This is a genomic window from Allosphingosinicella sp. (assembly GCF_036402135.1).
GTDB lineage: Bacteria > Pseudomonadota > Alphaproteobacteria > Sphingomonadales > Sphingomonadaceae > Allosphingosinicella.
In genome coordinates this window covers 21,936-44,459 of the sequence record NZ_DASWTN010000029.1, presented here as the reverse complement: position 1 = coordinate 44,459, position 22,524 = coordinate 21,936, and the positions used below count along the sequence as shown (strand labels likewise).

At 64.0% G+C, this 22,524-nt stretch carries 34 protein-coding genes, 1 tRNA gene and 1 pseudogene; 10 read left to right on the top strand and 26 right to left on the bottom strand.

Features of this window, described 5'->3' with window-relative positions; all coding sequences use genetic code 11:
• Positions 1-185 precede the first annotated feature (185 nt).
• The 7 genes and pseudogenes from VGD10_RS08370 to VGD10_RS08340 all read left to right on the top strand — a co-directional run bounded on the left by VGD10_RS08370 (position 186) and on the right by VGD10_RS08340 (position 6,685).
• Positions 186-2,087 (top strand): ribonucleoside-diphosphate reductase subunit alpha, encoded by a 1,902-nt coding sequence (locus VGD10_RS08370; RefSeq protein WP_331040359.1) that lies wholly within the window; start codon positions 186-188, stop codon positions 2,085-2,087.
• 173 nt (positions 2,088-2,260) lie between these two features.
• Entirely contained in the window at positions 2,261-2,680 is a 420-nt protein-coding gene (locus VGD10_RS08365) for a hypothetical protein (RefSeq protein ID WP_331040358.1), read from the top strand.
• Positions 2,681-2,727: 47 nt separating this feature from the next.
• The gene (locus tag VGD10_RS08360) at positions 2,728-3,780 is read left to right on the top strand and encodes a ribonucleotide-diphosphate reductase subunit beta (RefSeq protein ID WP_331040357.1); all 1,053 of its coding nucleotides are present in this window, start codon (positions 2,728-2,730) and stop codon (positions 3,778-3,780) included.
• 4 nt (positions 3,781-3,784) lie between these two features.
• Positions 3,785-4,243, top strand: a complete 459-nt coding sequence (locus VGD10_RS08355; protein ID WP_331040356.1) for a hypothetical protein — start codon at positions 3,785-3,787, stop codon at positions 4,241-4,243.
• A gap of 86 nt (positions 4,244-4,329) precedes the next feature.
• Positions 4,330-5,550, top strand: a complete 1,221-nt coding sequence (locus tag VGD10_RS08350) for an ATP-binding protein (protein WP_331040355.1) — start codon at positions 4,330-4,332, stop codon at positions 5,548-5,550.
• A gap of 210 nt (positions 5,551-5,760) precedes the next feature.
• Positions 5,761-6,101, top strand: a pseudogene (locus VGD10_RS13390) (YjhX family toxin).
• Between the two features lie 143 nt (positions 6,102-6,244).
• Positions 6,245-6,685, top strand: coding sequence for a hypothetical protein (locus VGD10_RS08340; RefSeq protein ID WP_331040353.1), 441 nt, complete (start codon positions 6,245-6,247; stop codon positions 6,683-6,685).
• A 74-nt stretch (positions 6,686-6,759) separates the two neighbouring features.
• Here VGD10_RS08340 and VGD10_RS08335 read toward each other — a convergent pair whose 3' ends face one another.
• The gene (locus VGD10_RS08335; RefSeq protein WP_331040352.1) at positions 6,760-7,806 is read right to left on the bottom strand and encodes a PHB depolymerase family esterase; all 1,047 of its coding nucleotides are present in this window, start codon (positions 7,804-7,806) and stop codon (positions 6,760-6,762) included.
• A 182-nt stretch (positions 7,807-7,988) separates the two neighbouring features.
• Here VGD10_RS08335 and VGD10_RS08330 point away from each other — a divergent pair, with 182 nt between their 5' ends.
• Both VGD10_RS08330 and VGD10_RS08325 read left to right on the top strand, forming a co-directional pair.
• Positions 7,989-8,201 carry a hypothetical protein gene (locus tag VGD10_RS08330; RefSeq protein ID WP_331040351.1) on the top strand — a complete coding sequence of 71 codons (213 nt, stop codon included), beginning with the start codon at positions 7,989-7,991 and terminating at the stop codon, positions 8,199-8,201.
• Positions 8,202-8,617: 416 nt separating this feature from the next.
• A complete protein-coding gene (locus VGD10_RS08325; protein WP_331040350.1) occupies positions 8,618-8,971 on the top strand; it encodes a cupin domain-containing protein in 354 nt (117 codons plus the stop codon).
• Positions 8,972-8,987: 16 nt separating this feature from the next.
• On the opposite strand, the gene VGD10_RS08320 is transcribed toward VGD10_RS08325, so the two are convergent.
• The 25 genes from VGD10_RS08320 to VGD10_RS13315 form a co-directional block, all read right to left on the bottom strand.
• A complete protein-coding gene (locus VGD10_RS08320) occupies positions 8,988-9,242 on the bottom strand; it encodes a TfoX/Sxy family DNA transformation protein (RefSeq protein WP_331040349.1) in 255 nt (84 codons plus the stop codon).
• Between the two features lie 84 nt (positions 9,243-9,326).
• A complete protein-coding gene (locus VGD10_RS08315; protein WP_331040348.1) occupies positions 9,327-9,761 on the bottom strand; it encodes a hypothetical protein in 435 nt (144 codons plus the stop codon).
• On the bottom strand, positions 9,754-10,086 hold the full coding sequence (locus VGD10_RS08310; RefSeq protein WP_331040347.1) for a hypothetical protein: 333 nt from the start codon (positions 10,084-10,086) through the stop codon (positions 9,754-9,756). Before VGD10_RS08310 ends, VGD10_RS08315 begins: the two co-directional genes overlap by 8 nt.
• A complete protein-coding gene (locus tag VGD10_RS08305) occupies positions 10,083-10,784 on the bottom strand; it encodes a hypothetical protein (protein WP_331040346.1) in 702 nt (233 codons plus the stop codon). The genes VGD10_RS08310 and VGD10_RS08305 overlap by 4 nt, the downstream gene beginning before the upstream one ends.
• A 320-nt stretch (positions 10,785-11,104) precedes the next feature.
• Positions 11,105-11,743, bottom strand: coding sequence for a thermonuclease family protein (locus VGD10_RS08300; RefSeq protein ID WP_331040345.1), 639 nt, complete (start codon positions 11,741-11,743; stop codon positions 11,105-11,107).
• Positions 11,744-11,846: 103 nt separating this feature from the next.
• Positions 11,847-12,281 carry a biopolymer transporter ExbD gene (locus tag VGD10_RS08295; RefSeq protein WP_331040344.1) on the bottom strand — a complete coding sequence of 145 codons (435 nt, stop codon included), beginning with the start codon at positions 12,279-12,281 and terminating at the stop codon, positions 11,847-11,849.
• Between the two features lie 93 nt (positions 12,282-12,374).
• A tRNA-Gly gene (locus VGD10_RS08290) sits at positions 12,375-12,448 on the bottom strand.
• Between the two features lie 68 nt (positions 12,449-12,516).
• Positions 12,517-12,960, bottom strand: coding sequence for a CBS domain-containing protein (locus VGD10_RS08285; protein ID WP_331040343.1), 444 nt, complete (start codon positions 12,958-12,960; stop codon positions 12,517-12,519).
• Between the two features lie 198 nt (positions 12,961-13,158).
• The gene (locus tag VGD10_RS08280; RefSeq protein WP_331040342.1) at positions 13,159-13,416 is read right to left on the bottom strand and encodes a helix-turn-helix transcriptional regulator; all 258 of its coding nucleotides are present in this window, start codon (positions 13,414-13,416) and stop codon (positions 13,159-13,161) included.
• Positions 13,413-13,781, bottom strand: coding sequence for a hypothetical protein (locus VGD10_RS08275; protein ID WP_331040341.1), 369 nt, complete (start codon positions 13,779-13,781; stop codon positions 13,413-13,415). The genes VGD10_RS08280 and VGD10_RS08275 overlap by 4 nt, the downstream gene beginning before the upstream one ends.
• A complete protein-coding gene (locus tag VGD10_RS08270; RefSeq protein ID WP_331040340.1) occupies positions 13,778-13,987 on the bottom strand; it encodes a hypothetical protein in 210 nt (69 codons plus the stop codon). Before VGD10_RS08270 ends, VGD10_RS08275 begins: the two co-directional genes overlap by 4 nt.
• 29 nt (positions 13,988-14,016) lie before the next feature.
• Positions 14,017-15,723 (bottom strand): hypothetical protein, encoded by a 1,707-nt coding sequence (locus VGD10_RS08265; RefSeq protein WP_331040339.1) that lies wholly within the window; start codon positions 15,721-15,723, stop codon positions 14,017-14,019.
• Complete coding sequence (locus VGD10_RS08260; protein ID WP_331040338.1) at positions 15,720-16,259, bottom strand: hypothetical protein; 540 nt, start codon at positions 16,257-16,259, stop codon at positions 15,720-15,722. Before VGD10_RS08260 ends, VGD10_RS08265 begins: the two co-directional genes overlap by 4 nt.
• Before the next feature lie 282 nt (positions 16,260-16,541).
• Positions 16,542-16,802, bottom strand: a complete 261-nt coding sequence (locus VGD10_RS08255) for a hypothetical protein (RefSeq protein ID WP_331040337.1) — start codon at positions 16,800-16,802, stop codon at positions 16,542-16,544.
• A gap of 187 nt (positions 16,803-16,989) precedes the next feature.
• Positions 16,990-18,450 (bottom strand): ParB/RepB/Spo0J family partition protein, encoded by a 1,461-nt coding sequence (locus VGD10_RS08250; protein ID WP_331040336.1) that lies wholly within the window; start codon positions 18,448-18,450, stop codon positions 16,990-16,992.
• Complete coding sequence (locus VGD10_RS08245; RefSeq protein WP_331040335.1) at positions 18,429-19,055, bottom strand: hypothetical protein; 627 nt, start codon at positions 19,053-19,055, stop codon at positions 18,429-18,431. The genes VGD10_RS08250 and VGD10_RS08245 overlap by 22 nt, the downstream gene beginning before the upstream one ends.
• A complete protein-coding gene (locus tag VGD10_RS08240) occupies positions 19,055-19,297 on the bottom strand; it encodes a DUF2312 domain-containing protein (RefSeq protein WP_331040334.1) in 243 nt (80 codons plus the stop codon). Before VGD10_RS08240 ends, VGD10_RS08245 begins: the two co-directional genes overlap by 1 nt.
• Positions 19,290-19,586, bottom strand: a complete 297-nt coding sequence (locus tag VGD10_RS08235) for a hypothetical protein (protein ID WP_331040333.1) — start codon at positions 19,584-19,586, stop codon at positions 19,290-19,292. The genes VGD10_RS08240 and VGD10_RS08235 overlap by 8 nt, the downstream gene beginning before the upstream one ends.
• The gene (locus tag VGD10_RS08230; protein ID WP_331040332.1) at positions 19,579-19,701 is read right to left on the bottom strand and encodes a hypothetical protein; all 123 of its coding nucleotides are present in this window, start codon (positions 19,699-19,701) and stop codon (positions 19,579-19,581) included. The genes VGD10_RS08235 and VGD10_RS08230 overlap by 8 nt, the downstream gene beginning before the upstream one ends.
• Positions 19,701-19,898, bottom strand: a complete 198-nt coding sequence (locus VGD10_RS08225) for a hypothetical protein (RefSeq protein ID WP_331040331.1) — start codon at positions 19,896-19,898, stop codon at positions 19,701-19,703. The genes VGD10_RS08230 and VGD10_RS08225 overlap by 1 nt, the downstream gene beginning before the upstream one ends.
• Complete coding sequence (locus VGD10_RS08220; RefSeq protein ID WP_331040330.1) at positions 19,891-20,280, bottom strand: hypothetical protein; 390 nt, start codon at positions 20,278-20,280, stop codon at positions 19,891-19,893. Before VGD10_RS08220 ends, VGD10_RS08225 begins: the two co-directional genes overlap by 8 nt.
• 160 nt (positions 20,281-20,440) lie before the next feature.
• Positions 20,441-20,812, bottom strand: a complete 372-nt coding sequence (locus VGD10_RS08215) for an ogr/Delta-like zinc finger family protein (RefSeq protein ID WP_331040329.1) — start codon at positions 20,810-20,812, stop codon at positions 20,441-20,443.
• Positions 20,813-21,298 carry a hypothetical protein gene (locus tag VGD10_RS08210; protein WP_331040328.1) on the bottom strand — a complete coding sequence of 162 codons (486 nt, stop codon included), beginning with the start codon at positions 21,296-21,298 and terminating at the stop codon, positions 20,813-20,815.
• Entirely contained in the window at positions 21,295-21,636 is a 342-nt protein-coding gene (locus tag VGD10_RS08205) for a hypothetical protein (RefSeq protein ID WP_331040327.1), read from the bottom strand. Before VGD10_RS08205 ends, VGD10_RS08210 begins: the two co-directional genes overlap by 4 nt.
• On the bottom strand, positions 21,633-21,974 hold the full coding sequence (locus VGD10_RS13315; RefSeq protein ID WP_349256594.1) for a YdaS family helix-turn-helix protein: 342 nt from the start codon (positions 21,972-21,974) through the stop codon (positions 21,633-21,635). The genes VGD10_RS08205 and VGD10_RS13315 overlap by 4 nt, the downstream gene beginning before the upstream one ends.
• An 82-nt stretch (positions 21,975-22,056) precedes the next feature.
• On the opposite strand from VGD10_RS13315, the gene VGD10_RS08200 reads away from it, so the two are divergent.
• Complete coding sequence (locus VGD10_RS08200) at positions 22,057-22,521, top strand: hypothetical protein (RefSeq protein ID WP_331040326.1); 465 nt, start codon at positions 22,057-22,059, stop codon at positions 22,519-22,521.
• The last annotated feature ends 3 nt before the right edge of the window (positions 22,522-22,524 follow it).

Sequence of the window (22,524 nt, the reverse complement as noted above, 5' to 3'; positions counted from 1 at the left end):
GGCGCAGCCAAGGGGGCGACGCTAGACGTTGTAGGCGCCTGCCGCTCTTCCTATATTGGGAGCGGACGGGATGATTGTGCCCTGTGGATATCGGGGACAAGCCGAAATTAGCGCCCCGCTCCCCTGGTTATTGGCGTAGGCTGGGTCTAAACCCACTAGAACGAATGTAGAACAGGGGATAGGATATGGACCTCTCAGGCGGCAACTCGGTGGGGACTGAAGACGTGACCGTGAACGTGACGGAGGCTCCAAAGAAGGAGAAGGCGAAGGCCGACTCCAAATCGGTCGCGCCGCGCAGCTTCGAGGTTCAGACCGATTCGTCCCGCGACTCGCTCCTCACCGAATTCGGCAAGGAGACTTTGCGCGATCGCTACCTGCTTCCGGGCGAAACCTATCAGGACCTGTTCGCCCGCGTCGCCTCGGCCTATGCCGACGATCAGCCGCATGCGCAGCGCGTCTACGACTATATTTCGAAGCTCTGGTTCATGCCGGCGACACCCGTCCTTTCCAACGGCGGCACCGGGCGTGGCCTTCCCATCTCCTGCTATCTGAACAGCGTCTCCGACAGCCTTGAAGGCATTGTCGGCACCTGGAACGAGAATGTGTGGCTGGCCAGCCGCGGCGGCGGCATCGGCACCTATTGGGGCAGCGTCCGCGGCATCGGCGAGCCGGTCGGCCTTAACGGCAAGACCAGCGGCATCATCCCCTTCGTCCGCGTCATGGATAGCCTGACGCTGGCGATCAGCCAGGGTTCGCTCCGCCGCGGTTCGGCCGCCTGCTATCTCGACATCTCGCATCCCGAGATCGAGGAGTTCCTCGAAATCCGGAAGCCGTCGGGCGACTTCAACCGCAAGGCGCTCAACCTCCACCACGGCGTGCTCGTCACCGACGAATTCATGGAGGCGGTCCGCGACGGCGCCGAATTCATCCTGCGGAGCCCTAAGGACGGGTCGGAGCGCGGCAAGGTCGACGCCCGCTCGCTCTTCCAGAAGCTGGTCGAGACCCGCCTCGCGACCGGCGAGCCCTATATCATCTTCATCGATCAGGTGAACCGGTCGATGCCGAAGCATCACCGCGATCTCGGCCTCAAGGTCTCCACCTCGAACCTGTGCTCGGAAATCACGCTTCCGACCGGCAAGGACCATCTGGGTCAGGACCGCACCGCCGTCTGCTGCCTCTCATCCCTGAACCTCGAGACGTGGGACGAATGGAACGGCGACAAGATGTTCATCGAGGACGTGATGCGCTTCCTCGACAATGTCCTCACCGACTATATCGACCGCGCGCCGGACGAGATGGCGCGCGCCAAATACAGCGCCGAGCGCGAGCGTTCGGTCGGCCTCGGCGTCATGGGCTTCCACTCCTTCCTTCAGGCCCGCGGCCTCGCCTTCGAAGGCGCCATGGCGAAGTCGTGGAACCTCAAGATCTTCAAGCACATCTCGGCCCAGGTTTCCGAAGCCTCGATGATGCTCGCCAAGGAGCGCGGGCCGTGTCCCGACGCCGCCGACATGGGCGTGATGGAGCGCTTCAGCTGCAAGATGGCGATCGCGCCGACCGCGTCGATCTCCATCATCTGCGGAGGCACCTCGGCCTGCATCGAGCCGATCCCCGGCAACGTCTACACGCACAAGACTTTGTCCGGCAGCTTCTCGGTCCGCAACCCGCACCTTGAAAAGCTGCTGATCGAAAAGGCCAAGAATTCGGACGCGGTCTGGAATTCGATCCTCGAACAGGGCGGCTCCGTCCAGCATCTCGACTTCCTGACCCAGGAAGAAAAGGACACGTTCAAGACGTCGTTCGAGATCGACCAGCGCTGGCTGCTCGAACTCGCCGCCGACCGCACGCCCTATATCGACCAGGCCCAGTCGCTGAACCTGTTCATCCCGGCCGACGTCGACAAATGGGACCTGCTGATGCTCCACTTCCGCGCCTGGGAGCTCGGCATCAAGTCGCTCTACTATCTCCGCTCAAAGAGCGTGCAGCGCGCAGGCTTCGCCGGCGGCGTCGAGGCCGACAATACGCCGGACCTCAAGCAGATCGAACTCGCGGCGACGACGGACTACGACGAATGTCTCGCCTGCCAATAAGGGCATCCTCTGTGGTTCCCCGAGCGGGGGGACCAAGCCGCGGCTTACTCCCTTGCCGCGGCTCCGGGCGGGGAAATGGGTTGACGGACGCCGGCCGCATCGGCGCCACGCCCAGTACCATTTCCCCGCTTCCCGCCGATTGTCGTTATCGGTTTGCCCTGTGAGGCGCGCGCATGACCAATCCATTCGTGGTCGTCGGGGTGATCCTCCTGCTCACGGCAGGCCTGCTGGCGGTGCGTTACGACCTCGCCGGCGGCACGGATCCCAGCGGTCCCTATGTCGGCTGGAGGGTTCGGCTCTGGTATTGGCTTTTGCTCGGTGTGTGGGGCGGCTTCGGCGTTCCTATGTTCGTCTTTCTCGGCGCATGGGGCGATCCGACTTACCTGCTTTTTCCCGACATCGAGTGGGGCGGGGATTTCCTCTTCACGCTCGCCTCTTCATTGCTGATGTGGTCGCCGCTTCTCCTGGCGCCCTGGGGCGTCAAATTTGTCTCGGAGGAGGAGCAGCAGGCAGTAGAGCCACGCCGTTTCTTGCCAGTCTACTTCGCTCTGATCCTGATGCTCGTTTTAGGCCCGATTTTATTGCTGTTCTGACGGTCAGCACGACCGCCATTAATTGATTTACGTCCGGAGATACGACCATGTCCCTTCTCGAAGCCCGCAAGCAGTACAAGCCGTTCGAATATCCCTGGGCGTTCGAATTCTGGAAGCGTCAGCAGCAGATCCACTGGATGCCGGAGGAAGTGCCGCTCGGCGAGGATTGCCGCGACTGGGCGCAGAAGCTCACCGATCACGAACGGAACCTGCTGACCCAGATCTTCCGCTTCTTCACCCAGGCCGATGTCGAGGTGCAGGATTGCTACCACGACAAATATGGCCGCGTGTTCAAGCCGACCGAGATCAAGATGATGCTCGCCGCCTTCTCCAATATGGAGACGGTGCACATCGCCGCTTACTCGCACCTCCTCGACACGATCGGCATGCCGGAAAGCGAATATGGCATGTTCCTTCAGTATAAGGAGATGAAGGACAAGCACGACTATCTCGCCACGTTCGGAGTCGACACGGACGAGGATATCGCCCGTACGCTCGCCATGTTCGGCGGCTTTACCGAGGGGCTTCAGCTCTTCGCCTCCTTCGCGATGCTGATGAACTTCCCGCGCTTCAACAAGATGAAGGGCATGGGCCAGATCGTCTCCTGGTCCGTCCGCGACGAAAGCCTCCACTGCGAAGGCATCACCCGCCTGTTCCACGCCTTCACCAAGGAACGGAACTGCCTCACCAAGGCGGTGAAGGACGACATCATGGATGTCTGCCAGAAGACGGTGCGGCTCGAAGACGCCTTCATCGACCTCGCGTTCGAGCAGGGCCCGGTCCCGGGCATGAGCCCGAAGGAGATCAAGAAGTATATCCGCTACATCGCCGACTGGCGGCTTGGGCAATTGGGTTTCCAGCCGATCTACATGATCGACGACCACCCGCTCCCCTGGCTCGCGCCGCTTCTGAACGGCGTCGAGCACGCCAACTTCTTCGAAACCCGCGCCACCGAATATTCAAAGGCCGCGACCCGCGGCAATTGGAACGAGGTCTGGGACAATTTCGACCGCCGCAAGCAGGCCAAAGCGGCGAACGATGTGCCGGAGGCCGATGCGGGCGCGGATATGTTCACGCAGGCTGGGGTGGCCGCGGAGTGATATAATGGCTGAGAGCGATCCGCAGCATCCGATAGCCCATATCGATAAACTGAAATGCTATGAATGGATGCTCGCGGAGTGTGCCTCCCTCAATTCTCACAGACAAGCACGCGAGGATAGCCTTATAGCTACGATCACTCAAATTTCGTCTGCAGCTGTCCTCGCAATTCCGGGTTTGTTCTTTGCCGCGGATGTTCGCCTGCCGCAATTTACTGATTCCCCTTTTTTATACATAGGAGTGGTTGGCTTCCTGCTGGCCTTGGCAGCCTCAATGGCTGAGCAGCATTATTCCGCTGTGGCTCATGCGAAGCAGATCGAAATCGTGCAGGCTTATTACACTAGGCAAAGCGCCGAGATCGAGGATCAGCCATCTCGCCAGCGAGTGAGGTACGCGCGGCGCGCAGCGTACGCTCTTTTCACTTTATCTCTTTTGACGTCGTCCTTGGGTTTGCTCACCATCTGATGGAGAAGAGTTCAAATGGCTAGACCACCCGCTCCACCTTCGCCGCCGTCACCGCCATCACCTCCTACACCAAGACCAGACGGTGATTGGACGCGGCGATCCGATCCCTCAAAGATCCCGCCGCCGCCGCCCAAGAAGTAGGTTTCTGCGAGTTCGCGATGTGGACAGAGGAGAGACTTGCAACCCTCATCGCGGCAGCCAGCCCCGAAACTCGAACGCTCGAGTTCAAAGCACGCCTGCCAGAGCGAAGCGACCGTGACCGTGCCGAGTTCTTAAAAGACGTGTCCGCCATGGCTAACGCAAGTGGCGGCTCCATCTTGTTTGGTGTGGCAGAAGCAGCAGGCGTAGCGTCGAAGCTAGCCAACCTCCGTCTTGGAGATCCAGATGCTGAGATTCGGCGACTCTCTCAGATTTTAGAGGCGGGTGTAGAGCCCCGTTTGAGTGGTGTTCGATTCACTCCCATAAAATCCCCTGAGGGGGACGTTTTGATCCTCGACGTTCCACAGTCGTTCGACAGTCCTCATCGATACTTATTCAACGGACACTCTAAATTCGTAGCAAGGATGGGGAGTCACATTTCTGAACTCAGCTATGAGCAGTTGAAAGCTGCCTTTGATCAATCATCGACTAGAGTTGAGCGTCTACGCGAGCATTGGAAACAAGACTTTTCGCTCGCCCGTATGTGGAAGCCGATTATCCCCGGCCCCGTTTGCGTAATTCGTTTGTCTCCCCTCCTGTCGGCGGACGGGCGTCAAGTGGTAGACCCGAAGGCTGCTCACGGTCACTGGTCTAATTTGATAATGTCAGACTGGGGCGGAGGCTCTTCCTCCTTCAACTACGAAGGTCTGGCGATCTATCACGGGCGCGGGCAGGACGCTTTAGGTGGCTATGTGCAGGTCCACCGGACCGGTGCCATCACCGCTTATCGCACGGCCCGCATAACGATCGATGATCGGAAGATTATACCGTCCACTACCGTCGGCGACTTCATGATCGAAGCCACTATCAAGATGATCGAATTCGCCCGTCTCTGTGGGATTGCAGGTTCTGCGGTTGTAAATATCGGGCTCCGTCGCTTGTTGGGGTACGAGTTTGGAGCCCGCGATCGATACGGCTTTGATGAGTCCAAACTATCAGAAATTGACGAGATCTTGATGCCCGAATTCTGGATCGGAGACCTTGAGGATCAGGACTTGTCGGCGGACGCGCTGCTCCAGCCGGGCTTCGATCTGCTCTGGCAGTCGTTCGGCTGGGCCGAGTGCCCAAAGTTCGGTGCGGATGGGCGGTGGAACCCAAACCTACGGTAATCATCCCTTCTCCGTCTTGACCTCTGCCCCACCCGCCCCGTAATTCGCCGCCTCCAATTCTGGAGTGGAATATGCCGGAGATTGCCGCCCGCTGATACGGACCTGACGCTTGCCGTCAGTGCTGTCCGTTCGCGCGTGGAATGCGAGGTGGCCCAAGCCGGCCAACCTTCATCTCCCACGCCGTCTTCATGTCTGAAGATAGGCTTCCAAGTGAACATATCGAAATACGAACAGCGCGTGCTGCACGCGCTGGCGCAGGGCGGCCGCATCGTGCACCGCCGCGACCCGGAAACGGGCAAGATCGTTGAGGTGGACTGCTTCAACCGCCCTTCGACTGCCTTGCACGCGCTCAGGACAGGCTGCCTGGCGTCTGGACGACTGCCGCATGGATCCTGATCGTCCGGTGAAGCCGGCCGTGAATCAGGTCCACACTAGATGCCGTCTTCAAGCGCCTGAAGCGCCGCCGCCTGATCGCCAGCACCAACGGCGCCCCCTACCGCATCAGCCGCGAAGGCCTGGCCGCGGTAAGGGCGCAGCTCGACAACAGGTGACCAAAGGGCAGGGGCGGCGTCCGCGCTGCCCCTGCGACTGCCTAAACGTTGCCTGAACGAAACGTAGTTTTCAGTTCATGCAACAGGCGCCGCATCCCGCCCGTTGATCGCTTGCCTTAGGGGCAAAAGTATCAGGAGGTATTATGCGTAAATCATTGAAGCTTGCGGCGTTGGCCGCCGTTGTTGCGACTTCTCCCGCTCTCGCGCAGGTGAATGTCGGTCTCGGCACCAATGTAGGCGTGGGCGTCAATGCCGGCGGCGCCGTGAACGGCGTCGGCAATGCGGTCGGCCGCACCGTCGATGGCGTGGACCGGCAGGTCAACCGCGCGCTTTCCAGCGATGCGGTGCTCGTCACCCGCGCGGACCTGCGCACCGGAGCCGAGGTCCGCGACAATCGCGGGCGCCGCATCGGCACCGTACATCATGTGGAGGCGAACAGCGCCCTCGTGGTGCAGGGCAACCGCCAGTTCCGCGTACCGCTGAGCGCCCTCTACCGCACCGGCCGTGGCCTGGTGACGAGCCTCAGCCGCGCCGAGGTGCAGGCTGCCGCCAACGCAAGCGCCGGCGCGAATATACGCCGCTAAACGTGAAAGACCGGCGGCTGTAACGGCCGCCGGTCTCTTTTGACATTCCAGGCGCCTGAAGCGCTGGCGCCTGCTCAGCGCATCAGACCAGCGGCCCGAAGCGCCTTCTCGATCGTCGCCTGAACCCCTTCAGCCGCCGGAGCTGCGGCTCGGCGCGGACGCGGCCCTGCGGCGGCCGGGGCGGTCTTGCGCGACTTCGCCGCTGCCGTCGCAGGCGCAATTCCGAAGAACGCCGCGATCTCGTCGGTGGAACTCACCCCCACGTCCAGCATGTGCGGGCCCGCCTCGCCCGATTGCCCTTCGCCGCTGCCGGGATCGAGCGGGGTGCCGTGGCCCATGCCGGCGATCGCATGATGCTCGACCAGCGGCTTGCCCTCAGGCCCGGTCCAGATGCTGCGGCGATGGCCGCCGCTCTCCTCCGTGCGGGCAGGGGCGGCGCGGAGGCCGTGCAGCTCGGTCCATTGCCGCACCAGCGCATCGGCATTGCTCGGCGCGACCGTATGGTCGGCGCTGCCCTGCCAGATCTGGACGCGCGGCCACGGCCCCTTGTGGCCGGATGCACCGTGGACGTTTGCCGCCAGCGAGCGCGCATCGCCGCTGCCGCCGCCCGCCATGCACTCGAACGCCTCGGCGACTCCGCTTGCGCACCCGTAGGGAACGCCGGCGATGATCGCGCCTGCGGAGAACAGCTCCGGGTAGGCGGCTAGCATCGCCGCCGCCATCGCCCCCCCTGCCGAAAGGCCGGTGACGAAGATCCGCGCCGGATCGGCGCCATGCGCCTCTATCATTCTGTCGATCATGGCCTTGATCGATGCCGCCTCGCCCCGGCCACGGGTGACGTCGTCGGGGTTGAACCAGTTGAAGCAGAGATTGGGATTGTTGCTCCGCGCCTGCTCCGGAAACAGCAAGGCAAAGCCGTGCCGGTCCGCAAGCCGCGACCAGCCGGATCCATGATCGTACACGGCCGCATTCTGCGTGCATCCGTGCAGCACCACGACCAGCGGCGCGCCAGGCTTCAAGCCTTCGGGGACATAATAGCGCGCGCGAAGCTTGCCGGGATTGGAGCCAATGCCGCCGAGGTCGGCCAGCCGGTCCTCGCCTCCCGCCGGAAGGCGGCTCATGATGCCGATCCCCTTGGCCACCCGCGGCAGCCTCAGGCCTCTATTCATTCTCGACATCTCGCTGCTCCCGCTGGTTCGCACGAAGCCTATAACGTGCCTTCACCATGTATGTTGCGGTGCAGCAATTTGCCACCGATGGCTGAAAATTAGGTTTTCGGCCGCGCAACCCCATATTGGGGAATATGCAGAACCCCACGACGCTCGAACGCGCCTTCTCCCTCGCCCGCTCCGGCACCTGCCTCGGCGTCTCCGAAATCCGCCAGGCCCTGAAAAGGGAACGCTTCGACAATGTGCAGGCGCATCTGTCCGGTCCTTCGATCGGCAAGCAGCTTCGCAACCTCTGCCAGGCATCGCGCCTCCAGGCCCCTTCCGAATCCCCGCATCAACTGGGCTGACATCGCCTCGCCATGCATCTCTCCGACGTAACCGCGCGGAGGAGGGGCGCGGCGGATGTAAATACGCCCTTGAGCCACGCGCACTAAGTCCCCCAAAAGAGGGGAGAAATTCCAAAGCCTGCCGCTGCTGGCCCCGCCCGCTTTTTGTTGGATACAAATAGGATTCCGCCTGCCACCGTCGCTGCTCGGAGGCTTCCAGCGGCCGCGCTCTTTCTCTTGTCAGGCTGTCCGGGCGGGCGTCGCAGGGTCGTTTTGGTGTGACCTTAGTGTGACCTTAGCGAGGGCCGGGCTGCTCGTCCGCACTGCGAGCCAGGGCTACAGCGACACCAGGAGCCGCCGGATGGTCACCGCACGCGTCTTCTCCTTCGATTTGCCACCGGCTATGGTGTGAACACGGTCGCAGGGGAGCGGGGGGCATGACGATACCCATCAATCTCGAGGAAAAGCTCGCCGCCTTTTCCGATCTATGGTCGCCGAAGATCGTCGGCGCCTTCAACGGTCACGATCTCATGGTCGTGAAGGTGAAGGGGGAGTTCAACTGGCATAGCCACGCCGACACGGACGACTTCTTCCTGGTCCTGAAGGGCCGCCTCACCATCGATCTGCGCGACGGGCCGGTCACGCTCGGCCCTGGCGAGTTCTACGTCGTGCCGAGGGGCGTCGAGCACCGCCCAGTCGCCGAGGAGGAAACCCACATCCTCCTCATCGAACCCGCCGGCACGCCGAATACCGGCGATGCCGCAACGGCCGCGGTAAAGCAGGCGATCTGACGGGCGCGAAGGCTGCTCAGCCGTGCATCGCTGCCGTCAGGCGGGATTTCAGCTCGGGTTCCAGATCCCGGTGGTGAACGCCCCGCACGGCGCCGGCGAGGGCAAGGCGGGTATGGGTGCAGGCATCTTCGGGCAGCGCATGTTTCAGCAGGGCGAAGGCTTTGTCGTCGCCCGCCGCCAGCAGCTCGCCGCGCGTCGTGATGCCGACGTCCCGCAGCCTTTGCCCGAGAACCTTGCCGATGCTCGGAACGGATTCGATCGGACTGTCCATCGCCAACCTCCGCTTGTGAAGCCGCACCTTTAGCAGCCGCCCGGAAATCTGTCACTTATCGCTGACGCGCCTTCGCACGCGCGATTAGGCGGCAACCTTCTCTTCGTTCTCGTCTGGCGGCGGAGCCGCTCGCCTGGCTCCCCACTGCCGGAGCAGCCATCCCAAACTTGCGAGCAACGCGAGATAGGCGAAGGCGAATAGGGGCGTAACAAGCGGTTGCGCGCTGCCGGGGAAGAGCAGCTGAACGTCCCGGTCGAGATGCAACGCCATGTTGCCGAGCCCGAGCAGCAGACCGAGAAAAGCTGCGACCATCATCGTCGTGCCGACCTCCGACCGTTCGCTTCCAGGCGTCAGGGTGCTGCCGAAGCAGAGGAAGGGGGCGGCGAAGATGATCATGCCAACAAGCATGTCGAGCTGCGTGACCCAGATGCCCGCGTAAACAACCGTCGCCGGGACGGCTGCCAAAGTGAGGATGAAGCCTCCGATGGCGAAGCAGGCGAGGCTTAGAAACCTACGCATTCGTCGTCTGAATGGTGGCTGGCGGATCAGCCCAGGGGCTGCTTTCCGGAACCATGACGCAGGCCAGAATAAACGTTCCTAAAACGAGGTTGCCTGCCCAGCCATGGCCCCGCAGCAACGCAATCCCGCCGCCGACCAGTGACAGTGCATCGATCCATGCCACTAGTGGGTTGGCCTTGGCGAGGATTGCGCCGCGCATGAGGAACAGTGATACGTCGCCCCCCTCGGGAGCGAGATACAGCGCCGCAAAACCGCACAGCCCAAGTCCGATGCCCAGTACACCGGCTATCACCCCGACCATCGTCGGTCCCGTCCGCTCCATCATTGGATATCCCCCTTCGCGCCGTGCTTACTCAGCGTTGGCTCCGAGCCGATCTCGGCATCCGCTTTGAAGCTCTTCAGAGCGGTCGGATCCCCGAAAGTCCACCGATAGCTTTTGCCGTCCTTCAGCAGGAAACGGAGCAGCTTCCATCGCCAGTCGTCCGTCGACAACTCGATATTCTGCTCCCAGACAAACGGCTCGCCAGGTTTATGCGCCTTAATCCGTCGCTCGAATTCACTTTCGGTCGCGGTTGCTTCGCCCACGATCCGTTCCGTGGGGCGGCGTCCGAACAGGAGAAGTCCTGCCGTCAGCAGCGCCACGATGTTCGCAGCGCCCATCGAATGGTTTCCGAACGCCTGCGCCGATTGATCGTCCGCAAATATCCTGCCCGCGGACTCAAAAACCGCGTATCCGAGAGCCCCAAGCGCGATGAGGCCAAGGCTCGTCGAAATGAGCAAAGTGAGGCCGATCTCCCTGGGCCCTCGTCCGGGCGAAAGAGCCGCTCCGATGAGCAGGAGGAGAAGGATCGGACCCAGCGTCATCCAGAGAAAGATCTCGCGCCCGAGATAATCGAAGTCGGCAAATGCAAAGGCTATCTCCACCGGCATCAGCAGGCCTGCCAGCAGGTAGCAGATCAGGCTCGCCGCCCGCCGGCCGACCTTGACGACGGCTGCTCCCGCGTGGGGCTCGCTGACCACCATTGCGGCCGTGTCTTTTCCAATCCGAGACTTATCGAGAAACAAGGTTCAGCCCCATTCGGTGCAGGAACCGCCCCGTAACGAACTGGCGTCTAAGAAACGGTAAATCGGCGCGTACTTCCACTTCCGCGCCGCCGCTTACTTCGTGCAGGCCTTTCCTCAGTTTGGCGGCAGAAGGAGGCGGCATGATGGGTGCGAGCGGCGGTCGCCGTCGCCGGCAATATCAGTCCGATCAGCAGAAAGCGCATTGCGGTTCCCTCCGGGCCGCGTGGCTGCCTTAGCCGCTGAACCCCGCTTGAAAGCCGCCGGCGGCGGCCCCAATGTCAGCACCAGGGCTCCCGTCGCCCCGCCCATGTCCGCGCCAGCCCCTCCGCGACCAGCTGATCGCCGAGCGACTGCCCGTCGCGCGTCACCACTCGGAGCTTGCGGCCATATTGGTCCTCATCGCGGTCGACGCCGTGCATTTCGAACGGCCCGGCTGTGAGCAACTCCTCCATCCGCGCCGTCGCACGCGCCGCAAGCTGGGCCTCGTAAGCGCAGCGCCCTTCCATTTCCGGCGTGTCGATGTCGGCGATCCGGATCTTGTCTCCACGGTAGCGAAAGGTGTCGCCATCGATGATCGTCACTGCCGAAGGATCGACAGCGCCAAGTCCGCCACCCGTCGGTTCCTCCGCCTGTGTGGACACAATTTCCTGAATGCGCGGCGGCTCGAACGCGGCTTTCGGCGCCGCCCGGCCCGCCGCGGGGAAGGTGCCGACATCGGGTTCGCCGCCTTCTCCGGCGGGCGTTACCGCATAGGCAAGGCCGAGGAAGACGCCCGCTGCCAGCATCAGCCCGATCTCGCCCGGCGACAAGCGCCAGCGGGGCTGCGCCTTGTACCGGTTCCAGTCGACCGGGGGGGCGCCGCGTCGGCGACTGCGTCTGCCCCCTTGGACGACGCGCGGCTTCCATTGCTTCGGCATGGCGCGACCCTATCGCGCCGCTTCTATTCCCTTGCGCGAAAGCTGATCCATTCCGGAAGAATACCTAGGCCGTCCCCGGAGGCGCCAGACCGCCGAAGCGGCCCTATTTCAGGGCCGCGATATGACGCTGATTGTCGATCATACCGAGCCGCGTAATGCCTGCCCGCTTCACCGTCGCCATCACTTCGTCGAAGCGCACGTAAAGTGCCTCGCCGTCGGCGCGGAGCAGGAGGTCGGCGCGGGGTTCGGCCGCGATTGCAGCGAGCTTCGCGCGGAGCTCGCCGGGCGCTACCGGCACGGCGTCGAGGCTGATCCGCCCCGCCGCATCCAGCTCCAACCGGTGCACCACCGGCTCCTTGTTCACGACCGGCGGCGGTCCCTGCGGCAGGTCTTGAGTCACCTTATGGGTCGCGACTGGAATGGTGATGATGAACATGATGAGCAGCACCAGCATCACATCGATCAAAGGCGTCGTGTTGAGGTCGCTGATTGGGGCATCGGGCGTGCTCCCATAAGCAGGTACGAAGCTCTTCCTCATGGCACTCTCCTCATAGTTATGTAACAACATAACATTATCTGAGTGAGAGGCAAAGCGTCTTCTGTGGGCGGAGCGGGAGAGAAGAGAGAAGCGTGGAGCGGGTGAAGGGAATCGAACCCTCGTCGTAAGCTTGGAAGGCTTCTGCTCTACCATTGAGCTACACCCGCCCGCTGCGCCTCAAGGCACTGCCACCGTTCGACTGTGGGGGTCAAGCCTCGAGGCGTTCTAGAGAGGATCAGCTCTCGGCCGACTGATTATGCTCGCCACCTGGATCAGTGATGCCGCCAAGCGCGACCGAGGCCGCCTCGCCCTGCTCCGAACGGCTGATGTCGGCAAGCGAGACGATGCCGACTAGCCGCTCATCCTCGCGGCTCTTCACCGGCAGGCGGCGGACCTGATGGTCTGACATGAGAAGTGCGGCGTCCTCCACATTCTGATCGTCGAAGCAGAAGAGGACTTCGTCCGTCATCAGCTCACGCACCGGCGTGTCGGGACCACGGCCTTCGGCCACGCCGCGGACCGCAATGTCGCGGTCAGTAATCATGCCGACCAGGCGGTCGCCTTCGCCCACTGGAATGGCGCCGGCATCCTCGCGCAGCATCAGCTGGGCCGCCTCGCCGACCGGCTGCTCAGGCGAAATGGTCTCGACATCGGGGCTCATGCATTCGGCGACTTTCATCGGGCCTCTCCTTGAACTGGGAAGTGCCGGAAACGGATGCCGGATGCGGCTGTTCCGCTGGATTCGCCTATGTGAGGGAGATGGTGGACAGGGCTGCTGTCGATTGCATCATTTAACCCCTTGATTTCCCTGACGTGTGACTATGGTGTTGTTGGAGGATGCCCCCTGAAGTGCCCCTTTTGGGGTCGCTTCAGGCGCTTAGTGGGAGGTGGAAGGCTGCTCGGCTTTCCAGGCGGCGATGGCGCTTTCCGGCCAGCGCACCGCGCGGCGGCCGACCTTCTTCGGCGCGGGGAAGGTGCCGGCGGCAATCCCCCGGTAGATTGATGAGCGGGTGAGACCGCATTCCGCTTCGACTTCGTGCCTGGTCATGAGTCTGTCGCCCGAGATCGAGGCGGCTGCCCTGGCGGCAAGCTTCGTCGGATCCTGGCCGCGTTTCGGCGCCTGCTGCTGCATCATGACTTCTTCCCTTTTACGCTGGTCGATTTCGTGGAGAGGCTTTTCGGGACGGCTCGGCCGACGCCGTGGATCGAGTAGATTTTGGATTGGCGGCCAGCGGAGCGGCGGACCTGGAAGCCGCCGCAGCTGGTGACTGTGCGGCCCTGGGCGCGATCGAGCTCGGCTATGTCGGCCGCGGTCAAATAGATCCTGTGCGGCTCCAGGCCGGCTTCCTTCATACGGCGGAGACCCTCAAGGATCCGGAGCTCGATCGGCTGAAGCTTAGGTCGCCGCGACCTTCCGATCGGCGGCGCCTGGCGCGACTGCATGCGAAGCTGGTCGACGCGGCGCGTAGTGGAGGAATTGCAGAGGTTGCTTGTCTTCATAGCGCCCGCTCCGCGCCGCTCGCCGTGCGTGGCGGCCGCGGGCCGTCGACGTCGACGACGAGAAGCCGTGGCGTCTTTCCGGCGAGCTGGGTTGGGAGGCCACGGGCCTCGAGCTCGCGCGCCTGCAGCTGGTGACGGGCGAGACGGCGCCAGGCGATGCCCCAGCGCGCGATCGGAATGACGCCGAGCGCCACGGTGACTGCCACGCCGGCCAGGAAGTGGAAGGTGCCGCCCATCAAAGCACCTCGCCCATGAGCTCGGCGCTGAGGCGCAGCTTCTTCCCGTCCTGCTCGATCATGCCGGCAGACTTGAGGCGGCTGATATACGCCCCGAACGTGCCACCGTCGGCGGCCATATTGAGGCGATCGGCAAGGCTGGCGCGAAGGGTCCAGTCGGGCCAGCGATCGATCAGCACGTCGACCATTCGGCGGACGCCCGAGATCCTCCCGCCCCAGGCGCGGGCGAGCTCGGGGCCGAGCTGTGGGAACGGGCCGAAGCCGTCGAGATCGAACTGATAGGCCGCGCCCGTTGGGTACCATTTCCCGCCGCGTTCCTCGACGTGGCCGGCGGCGCGTAGCGCGCTCTTATAGGTGCCCCAGGTGCCCCCCTTGATCGAGAAGCCGGAGATCCACGCCCATTGCCGCTCGGTGAGGCCGCTGGCGCGCTCGACGAGGGCAGCCAAAGCTTTGCGGCCGCGCATCGCGTTGGTGTCGGAGGAGGAGGCCTTGGCCTTGCTCAAGGGCCGGGGGGAGGCCTCCCCCTCCTGACCGCCGGCGGCGGAGGAGGCAGGAGGAAGAGAAACCTCCTCGCTTCGACCGGCGGGTTGCAAACTTGCATCGATCGGCGCGGCGGCTTGGCCGGCGACTATGCTCCGGAGCTCTTCCGCGAGATCCGCCATTGAGGCGGCGACGATCGCCACGCGGCTCACCTTGTGGCGAGCGACCATCAGCTCGGCACGAACCTCCTTCAGTTCCGCCTCTGCTGCGGCGGCGCGGTCTGTTAGCTCGAGGATCTCGCGCGTCTTTTCCGCCAGCAGGGGCAGGGATCGTTCAGGGATGCCTGTTGCAGCTTCCGCCGCCGAACTGTCGGCCGGCTTCTTCAGCGCGGCCGCAATGGCGGAGACGTCGATCTGGCTAAGCAGCTTCGGCTCGCGTTTCGCTTCGCCTGGGCCGGGGGTGCGGCTGCTGTCGAAGGTTATCGGCCGCGGCGTCTTGCCGAGCTCCAGGACATGGAGCCGCGGGCGATACATGTAGCGCTCGCCAACCTGCAAAGTCGGCAGGCGGGCCATGATCTCGTCATGCTCCTGCTTCGTGCCGTGCGCCTTCACATAGCGGCCGAAGGCGTCCCGATCGGTGGGCGCCGTCAGCTGGTGCGCGAAGATCGTCTGCGCCTGGGAGAGAGCTTCCTTCGCGATGCTGGCGGGGCGTTGGGTGATGAGGCTTAGGACGAAGCCGTCGGAACGGCCGCGCTTCGCGATCCAGATCATGTCCTCGGCAAGTTCAAAGCCGGCCTGGTCGCGCGCCTTCTCCGGCACATCCTCGTCGGCCTCGTCCGCCACAAGCTGGAAATGGCCGGCGGGCTTGCGGCGAAGGGCGGCGACAAAGTCGCGCATGAATTCGCGCTGCTCCGGCCCGCTCCGGAGCGCCGACAGGTCGACGATCGCGGAAACGCCCTCGCCGACGATGCGGCCGATCGCGTCCCCGTCGCCGGCGCCAATCGCGACGTCGCCGCGGCGGCCGCCGAATATTGGAATGTCGAAACCGGGCCCGGTACCGGCGCGATCGGAGCGAAGTCCGTACCAAACGCCGGTGTGGTCGGTGATGCAAACGTGCCGCTTGTCCTCGAGCAGCTGCTCGACGTCGTGCCTGGCCGTCGTGCTTTTGCCGCTGCCGCTGGCGCCGAGATAGGCGCGGTGCTCGTCCAGATAGGAGCGATCGCTCATAGCGCCACCTCGGCGCACATGCTGGCCGATGATCCGATGTAAATGGCCGGCGCCGGCGCCCTGGGGTTGAACTTCCTGACGATGCGGGCGCCGTTCCTGACAGCCTCGAGCTGCAGCACGAAGGACATCGGCCAATCGTTGACGTAGGCTTCGGTGGCTAGACGTGCGGCCAGGGCGAACCCGGCTATTATCGGGGAGGCTTCCCGCTCGACGGCGAAGCGCTGCTCCATCAGCTGCCGGGCTGCTTGTGCCCCGTGTCGAGCGCGGAGGTTGCGATACTCTTTACGTCGCGCAGTGGGGCACCAGGCGGCGAGGCCATGTCTGGCGCTGAAGGTTGCCGCCGCTTTTGCGCGGATCGGATGACCTGGTGGGAGGCCGATCGGTTTTCGGCCGCCGCGTTCTTTTCCGATTTTTCGGCAGATTTCCCGGCGCAGTTCTCGCTGATCAGGCTTTAGCTCGAGCGATCTACGAAAACCGGCGGTGGCAGCTCCTATGATTTTGGCTTTGGCGGCGGGATCCTCAAGGCGAGCGCGCATTGAGGCGCTCCGGCGCGCTAGCGCCTCGGGGGACCGGGCGAGCGCACGGCAGCAATCGGCGCAGCGGCACTCAGCCTTCCGCTTGTGCTTTACGGGCGGCAGCTCCGCGCCGCAGTCGCAGCAATGGGTAGCGGGCGCCGTCATGCCGCATCCTTTTCGGCGAGAGGGCAATCCGCTTCGGTGCAGCACCGCACCGCGGGATCCACGGCGCAGCGCTGGCAGCGGCCGCAAAGCCCGACGCGATCGGCGCCGTCATTGCCAGCGGGAAAAGGGCGAGCGGGTTCAGACATTGACCGGCCTCCCGCGCTGCAGCTCGAGCCAGCGGGCGACGCCGCCGCATTCGGCCATGATGCCGCCGTCGACCTGGACGAGGAGCTGCTCGCCCTCCTCGTGATGCGTGGCGGCCGTGACGTGCGGCCGCTTCGTGACTCCGTCGATCCTGGCGAGATCGAGCTCGAGGTGCGCGCGATCGCCATCGAGGCGAACCGGCGAGCCGTGCGGGTACCGAGCGGCCGCAACGGCGGAGCGGGTGCCGACCGTCATCGCCCACCGCTCCGGAGCGCGGGCAAGATCGTCACCAGCGCGTAAGCGAATACGATGAGGCCACCGCCGATCAATGCGAGGACGCTTATGATCGGTCGCCACCGCGACGGCCGCGGCCCGGTCTTCGCGCTCTGGCAACGGTGGCAAGTGCACCAGGACGTATGCAGTCCATCGGGCAGGCGCGACTTCATGCCACCGCCTCCGGCTCGGCCATTTCCTCGGCCTCTTCCTCGGCGTCGTGCTCTTCTTCTACGCCTTCGCGCGCTTGCCGGTCTTCGTCCTGGCCGGCTTGGCGCTGCTCGGCCGCGCGGGCGGCATCTGCCACCGCTTCCTCCTGATCGATCGCCCGCTCGGCGGCCGCCATCACGGCTTCGACTTCCGCCTTGGGAACGACGACGATCATCGCTACGCGCACGGTGCCGTCGTCCAGCTCCTCGATCGGCTCGATCCAATGCTGCTCGGGCGACGGCCAGAAGGCGCGGCCCTCAAGCGGGGTGCCGGCAACGCTCGGGACCGCAAGATGCGCCGCCTTCAGCTCGATCTTCTCGCGCCGGATCCGTGCAAGGCGCTCAATCTCGCTTTCCGGGCCACGCGCTGCAGGCGCGCCGCCCGTCGGCGTTTCTATTATCTTCTTGAATACGTCCTCTGTTGGCTCGAGGCCGGTGCCGTCATCCTTGATCCGGCAGACGAGGATGGCGTCCGTTTTCTCCTCGGCCGAGAGCGATCGCGCGCCATAATGGGAGGGGCAGTAGCCGGCAGGCGTTTTCGGCCAGGTCCAGCTTGCACCAGCCCAGGGCTTTACGGCGCCGGCGGCGTAGCCGAGCTCCTGGGCGATCTTATCGGCGTCGGCCTCCGCCTGCTCCCTGCAGAGCCGGTCGACCAAGGCCGTGTCGAGAAGCACCTCCTCGTCTTCGCTGCCCATGAAGAGCTCGAGCTCGATGCGGCCGCCCGCCGCCTGATAGGCGGCGAGGCCGACATAGCGCACCTGGCGATCACCCTTACGGTAGACCTTGCCCGCCATCGCCGAGCGGATGGAGTGAACGCTATGCGCGTTGTAGTTTGACTTGCACTGCGCGGCGTAGACCTGCAGCTGCAGCTTCTGGTCCGGGTAGGCGGCGTATGCCTTCGCCGAATCGAGTCCGATCTCTCCGGAGCGCAACGCTTCCAGGATCTCCGGCGCCAGGGCGGCAAGGCGGAGCCGTTCCTCGACGTAGCGGACTTCCTTGCCGAAGCGCCTGGCGCAGTTGGCGACTTGCTCCCGCCGATCGGTGATCCCTGCATCCTGGTACCGCCCGATGATCGTGGCGAAGGCTTCGAACTCGTCCGCCGGATTCATCGCAACGCGGTGGAGGTTTTCGGAGAGGCTCGTTTCGAGCGCGTTCTCGCGCGGCTCGACCAGGCAGGAGACCGGATAGTTCTTCGGAATCCGCTTCTGCTCGGCCAGCAGCTGCAGCGCGAGGAATCGGCGGCCGCCGGCGTCGACGTCGTACATGCCGCGGCCGCATTCAGAGTGGGTAACGACCAGGTTCTGCTTCAGGCCGGAGGCCGCGATATCATCGGCAAGCGAGGCTATGTCCTCGTCGCGGTTTGTCTTTCGCGCATTGTTCTCTGAAAGTTGGAGCTTGTTCAGGGAGATTGTTGTAAGCATGATGCTTCTCCTGTTCCGGTGGAGGGGGCGGGAGTTTCGAGCTCCGGATCAGGGCGGGTCGCACCGTCCTCGCCCGCGGGGGCAACCGCAGGCGTTTCCGAACTCGGGGAGGGGGCCGGCTTGCCGGTCCCTTTTTCGTTGATGAGCATGGCGGATACGGGGCCGGAGGCGAGGAAGCGCCGAATCGTCTGCCACTGGCGAGCGATCTCCGGGTGCTCATCCTGCATGACGCCGTCGAGATAAGCCGCCGCGAAGCTCACATTCAGCGGCAGCTCAACAACCTGATAATCAGCAGCATCGCAACGCGGTGTTTCGGAGCGCCAACGGCCGTCATTCTCAAGCCGCCAAGTGCGCATTTCGTTAGCGCAGGCGAAGGCCTCCTCCGCCTTCTCTGCCTCCGGTGCCCCGGCGTATAGCCGGCGCGCCGTGCCGATCGCCATGCCGCTGGCAGCCCTAGCGGCTGCTTCGTCGGCAGCTCGGCATGATGCCCATAGGTCGACCAGGAACGCGGCAAGTGGGTCCCGCGCGAGCAGGATAAACATCGGCTCGTCGGGCAGAGCAGCGGAGAGGCAGTCGAAGCGGCCTGGCTTGAGCTTCGTGCCCATCAGTCGATGCCCAGCGCCGCTTTGTAGGTATCGAGGAGCGCCTCCGCCTCCTGGCGGACGTGGTTCTCCATCTTCCGCAGGCGCACGATCGCGCGCATGGTTTTCGTGTCGTAGCCGCGCGCCTTGGCCTCCGCGTAAACGTCACGCACGTCGTCGGCGATTGCCCTCTTTTCTTCCTCGAGGCGCTCGATGCGCTCGATGAGCAGGCGCAGTTCGTCGGCCGCGATAGATCCTTCAGCCAATACGGCTCTCCTCAGTTGTGCCGCGCAGCTGCAGATCGAGGTTCTCGATCGCGACCTTGCGGACGGTGTCGATTGGGATGTTCAGATCGTGGGCGGCGAGGATGATCCCGCCTGACAAAGCGGCCACGCCGCCCCGAACGAGAAGGGCGAGCATTTCCTCGGGCGCGACGTCGCCAGCCTGCACGATCGCGTCGTACTTCTGCCGCTCCGCGGCCTCGAATGCTGGCGCAAAGCGTACGGCGAGCACCGTCATTCGGGGCCCGCCAAGCTGAAACGTCTCGTCAGCCATGCCGCATTTCCTTCTGCTGCTTGGGAGGAGTGACGCGCGCCAGATAGGCGAGCGCCTTTTCGGTCAGTTCGAAGTGCGGCTCTTCCTGCCGCGGCTGCTCCTGGCGCCGCGCCATCACAGCGCCGCCCAGGCGGCAATCGCCGGCCAGTTCTGAAGCGCCAGGATGGCCAGCACCGTGGCGAGGCCTGCGGCCGCCCCAGTGAGAATGGCGGCGCAGTCGCGTTGATGCTCCGCGACATTGAAGCGGGCGATCGGCGGCAGCTGCTCGACGACTTCCTCGGGCGGCAGGATCCGGGCGAGATTGCTACGCATGGGCAGCCTCCCGGCGTTCGCAGGTGGTGCAGAGCGTCGGATCGCCATCGGCCCAGGCGCAGGTTCCGGTCCGCCGATCCGCACAGGGGTCCATCCAGCTGCAGCCGCAGCCGCGGCAGACCTGGGGGAGGGGCAGCTCCTGGTCCGCTGCGTAGAGGACTAGCTTCTCATAGACTTCGAGATCGAAGGCCATGACGCCGCGCAGCTTCAGCAGCAGGCCGTGGTGATCGGTCAGATCGCCTTCACCGTTCTCAATCCGGCGCATCTGATTTTGCGCTTCGGCGCGAGCCTTCGGATCTCCGCCGCCGCAGAGCAGGGCGATGCTGTCGATCGTGAGGCCGGCGGCTTCGCGGCGGAGGCGCATATAGTCGCCGGGCTTCATTGCCGGCGGCGCCTTTTGGGGAGGGGGCGCGCAAATTGTGTCAGTCATGGTCAACCTTTCTCGGGCAATAGAAAGGCCGTCCCGGAAGCAGAGCCGCCGGGCTGGCGAATGGCAGATCGGAATGTGGAAGACTGTCGGCGGGCTTCAGCCCAGCGCCGGATCAGCCTTCAGCAACGAGAGGCGTCACCGGCGGAGCAGTGTCGTTTGCGGCGGGCAGCGGCACCTCCGGGCCGCAGGATCCGATATCGTTGGCGGGATAGGGCATGTCGTCGTTCGCGGGCGCTCGGGGCGGCAGGGCGTTGGCCGCTGTCGTCAGGGGCAGCTGGATCGACGGGTTAGGCTTCTGGCTAGGGGTGACGGTGCGGATCACCGACAGCGAGGCGACGAACGCATGGCCGCATTCGTCATCTTCGCAGCGCAAGCGCAGCTCGCGGTAGAGCGGCGTAAAGGTTTCGCTTGAACGAACGATGGCGCGGCCCTGGCAGTGCGGACAGGCGATCGCTGGAATTCTAGGTTTAGACAGCTTTTGCATCTAGGTTGACGCCCCTCCCCGGGCAGGCGCCGCTCCAGTCCGCCCCGCGCGGATGGTGGCAAGCGCATGGGTGTCGGCCGCGATCGATTCCTCGAGCTCGCGCTCCGCCACGATGAAGTCCGCTTCCGTCGCACCGGGGAGGGTGGCCGAAAGGGCAGCGGAGACAGCTTCTCCGTTTTCCTTTACGGCTGACGCTAGAGAGCGGACGATCGCTTCCTTCGAAGCGAACAGGTTTGCAGCATCCACCTCAAGGCGGGTGCTGAAGCATTGAAACAGGGGATAACCTTCGCCGCCTTGGGCGGCATAAGCGAGATCGAGCTCGAGCGCCTTATCAAGCGTGATGCCCGCGCTCGTATCCGGATCCGACCAGTTCCGGATCGTGCGATCGGCGCGGCCGATGATCTTCGCCGCTCCGTCCCATCCGATCTTGCTGGCCACCTGGGCCAGCGCGTTTTCGAACGTCAGGGGAGAGCGGCGCTTCGTCACCGCGTCGCTCCGCCGGTCGCGAAGAAGTGGCGTTCGTCGCCGGGTGTGAGATCGGCCGCGGGGTGGGCAGCACGTCCGCGGCCGTCGACGCGCGCAAGGGCAGCATCGAGATTGTAGAGAGCGCAGCGATGCTCCTGGGGCAGGCCGTCGAACCCGCGGAAGCGATCAACGACGGCGCGCGCGCAATCGATCACGGCCTGGTCGATCGGAGCATAGACGGCGATCATTGCGCCCGCAGGTCGAGGCACCGTGTGATCGACGCCGAGAAATCGGGCGGCGGTGCCGACGCCGAGTGTGGCGCCAAAGGAAGGGGAGGAGCGGGAATGATCGTCCCTCACCGTACCGGCTCCAGGCCTTGCGAAATGGGGCTCCGATCGCACGAGGCAGCCGGAGCCCCGCCCGCTATGGTGCGCCCAGCGGGGGAAAGATGCCCGTCGTTCGACGCTGGGGCCGCGGGAAGGGGGTAGAGATCGGGACGAAGATCGTGGCGGCTGACGCCGTAAGCAGACTCTGCCGCAAGAACATATTCGCCCGGCAGCAACATCTTCTTTCTGAGCCAATACGACACTTTTTGCTGCTTTGCGCCGGTAGCTCTTTCGAAGGCCGATTGACTGCGCGCCGCCGCAACGCAGCGAGCGAACGCCCTGTGTGCAGCGAGTCGTTGAGCGTCGTCCATTCGACTCGCTTACAAACATCTACAAATATCTACAAGCAGTTTGTAGCGATGTCCGGCGCCGGTGTCGGTTAGCGTCGAGGCGATGAGTACCCGTAAGCTTGATGAAGCCGTCGTTTGGCTGAAGGAAACTCGTCGCCGCCTTGGCTGGTCGACGACGGAGACAGCTCGCCGCGCGCGGGAAGTTGCGCGCTTTTTCCTCGATCAGAACAAGCTCACTCAGCAGTCGATCTCGTATTTCGAAAACAACAAAGCCAAAAGCATTCCTCGCTGGCTGAGATATGTGGAGATCGCGACGCGCGTTGTGCACCTTCAAGGCGAAGAGCGCGAAGATAAGATCGCCGAATATGCAATGGCCGCACTGAATCCCCACGGCGCGCGCGAAGAGCTTATTGAGCCGGAAGAGCAAGCGGTTCTGAACGCATACAGGTCGCTATCCGACGCCGATCGCCACGTGATCCTGCAAAAGCTCGCTTCCCTTTTGCCCACGCCGACAATCCACAATCCCAAGTCCACCTACAAACCGCCCCCGCCCCTTAAATGGGAATGAGCT

Excerpts from the sequence above, each read along its gene's own strand:
- VGD10_RS08370 (WP_331040359.1), top strand. The coding sequence starts at position 186 with ATGGACCTCTCAGGCGGCAACTCGGTGGGGACTGAAGACGTGACCGTG.
- VGD10_RS08365 (WP_331040358.1), top strand. The coding sequence starts at position 2,261 with ATGACCAATCCATTCGTGGTCGTCGGGGTGATCCTCCTGCTCACGGCA.
- VGD10_RS08360 (WP_331040357.1), top strand. The coding sequence starts at position 2,728 with ATGTCCCTTCTCGAAGCCCGCAAGCAGTACAAGCCGTTCGAATATCCC.
- VGD10_RS08355 (WP_331040356.1), top strand. The coding sequence starts at position 3,785 with ATGGCTGAGAGCGATCCGCAGCATCCGATAGCCCATATCGATAAACTG.
- VGD10_RS08340 (WP_331040353.1), top strand. The coding sequence starts at position 6,245 with ATGCGTAAATCATTGAAGCTTGCGGCGTTGGCCGCCGTTGTTGCGACT.
- VGD10_RS08335 (WP_331040352.1), bottom strand. The coding sequence starts at position 7,806 with ATGAGCCGCCTTCCGGCGGGAGGCGAGGACCGGCTGGCCGACCTCGGC.
- VGD10_RS08330 (WP_331040351.1), top strand. The coding sequence starts at position 7,989 with ATGCAGAACCCCACGACGCTCGAACGCGCCTTCTCCCTCGCCCGCTCC.
- VGD10_RS08325 (WP_331040350.1), top strand. The coding sequence starts at position 8,618 with ATGACGATACCCATCAATCTCGAGGAAAAGCTCGCCGCCTTTTCCGAT.
- VGD10_RS08320 (WP_331040349.1), bottom strand. The coding sequence starts at position 9,242 with ATGGACAGTCCGATCGAATCCGTTCCGAGCATCGGCAAGGTTCTCGGG.
- VGD10_RS08315 (WP_331040348.1), bottom strand. The coding sequence starts at position 9,761 with ATGCGTAGGTTTCTAAGCCTCGCCTGCTTCGCCATCGGAGGCTTCATC.
- VGD10_RS08310 (WP_331040347.1), bottom strand. The coding sequence starts at position 10,086 with ATGATGGAGCGGACGGGACCGACGATGGTCGGGGTGATAGCCGGTGTA.
- VGD10_RS08305 (WP_331040346.1), bottom strand. The coding sequence starts at position 10,784 with ATGGTGGTCAGCGAGCCCCACGCGGGAGCAGCCGTCGTCAAGGTCGGC.
- VGD10_RS08300 (WP_331040345.1), bottom strand. The coding sequence starts at position 11,743 with ATGCCGAAGCAATGGAAGCCGCGCGTCGTCCAAGGGGGCAGACGCAGT.
- VGD10_RS08295 (WP_331040344.1), bottom strand. The coding sequence starts at position 12,281 with ATGAGGAAGAGCTTCGTACCTGCTTATGGGAGCACGCCCGATGCCCCA.
- VGD10_RS08285 (WP_331040343.1), bottom strand. The coding sequence starts at position 12,960 with ATGAAAGTCGCCGAATGCATGAGCCCCGATGTCGAGACCATTTCGCCT.
- VGD10_RS08280 (WP_331040342.1), bottom strand. The coding sequence starts at position 13,416 with ATGATGCAGCAGCAGGCGCCGAAACGCGGCCAGGATCCGACGAAGCTT.
- VGD10_RS08275 (WP_331040341.1), bottom strand. The coding sequence starts at position 13,781 with ATGAAGACAAGCAACCTCTGCAATTCCTCCACTACGCGCCGCGTCGAC.
- VGD10_RS08265 (WP_331040339.1), bottom strand. The coding sequence starts at position 15,723 with ATGAGCGATCGCTCCTATCTGGACGAGCACCGCGCCTATCTCGGCGCC.
- VGD10_RS08260 (WP_331040338.1), bottom strand. The coding sequence starts at position 16,259 with ATGCGCGCTCGCCTTGAGGATCCCGCCGCCAAAGCCAAAATCATAGGA.
- VGD10_RS08255 (WP_331040337.1), bottom strand. The coding sequence starts at position 16,802 with ATGACGGTCGGCACCCGCTCCGCCGTTGCGGCCGCTCGGTACCCGCAC.
- VGD10_RS08250 (WP_331040336.1), bottom strand. The coding sequence starts at position 18,450 with ATGCTTACAACAATCTCCCTGAACAAGCTCCAACTTTCAGAGAACAAT.
- VGD10_RS08245 (WP_331040335.1), bottom strand. The coding sequence starts at position 19,055 with ATGGGCACGAAGCTCAAGCCAGGCCGCTTCGACTGCCTCTCCGCTGCT.
- VGD10_RS08235 (WP_331040333.1), bottom strand. The coding sequence starts at position 19,586 with ATGGCTGACGAGACGTTTCAGCTTGGCGGGCCCCGAATGACGGTGCTC.
- VGD10_RS08230 (WP_331040332.1), bottom strand. The coding sequence starts at position 19,701 with ATGGCGCGGCGCCAGGAGCAGCCGCGGCAGGAAGAGCCGCACTTCGAA.
- VGD10_RS08225 (WP_331040331.1), bottom strand. The coding sequence starts at position 19,898 with ATGCGTAGCAATCTCGCCCGGATCCTGCCGCCCGAGGAAGTCGTCGAG.
- VGD10_RS08220 (WP_331040330.1), bottom strand. The coding sequence starts at position 20,280 with ATGAAGCCCGGCGACTATATGCGCCTCCGCCGCGAAGCCGCCGGCCTC.
- VGD10_RS08215 (WP_331040329.1), bottom strand. The coding sequence starts at position 20,812 with ATGCAAAAGCTGTCTAAACCTAGAATTCCAGCGATCGCCTGTCCGCAC.
- VGD10_RS13315 (WP_349256594.1), bottom strand. The coding sequence starts at position 21,974 with ATGGACGACGCTCAACGACTCGCTGCACACAGGGCGTTCGCTCGCTGC.
- VGD10_RS08200 (WP_331040326.1), top strand. The coding sequence starts at position 22,057 with ATGAGTACCCGTAAGCTTGATGAAGCCGTCGTTTGGCTGAAGGAAACT.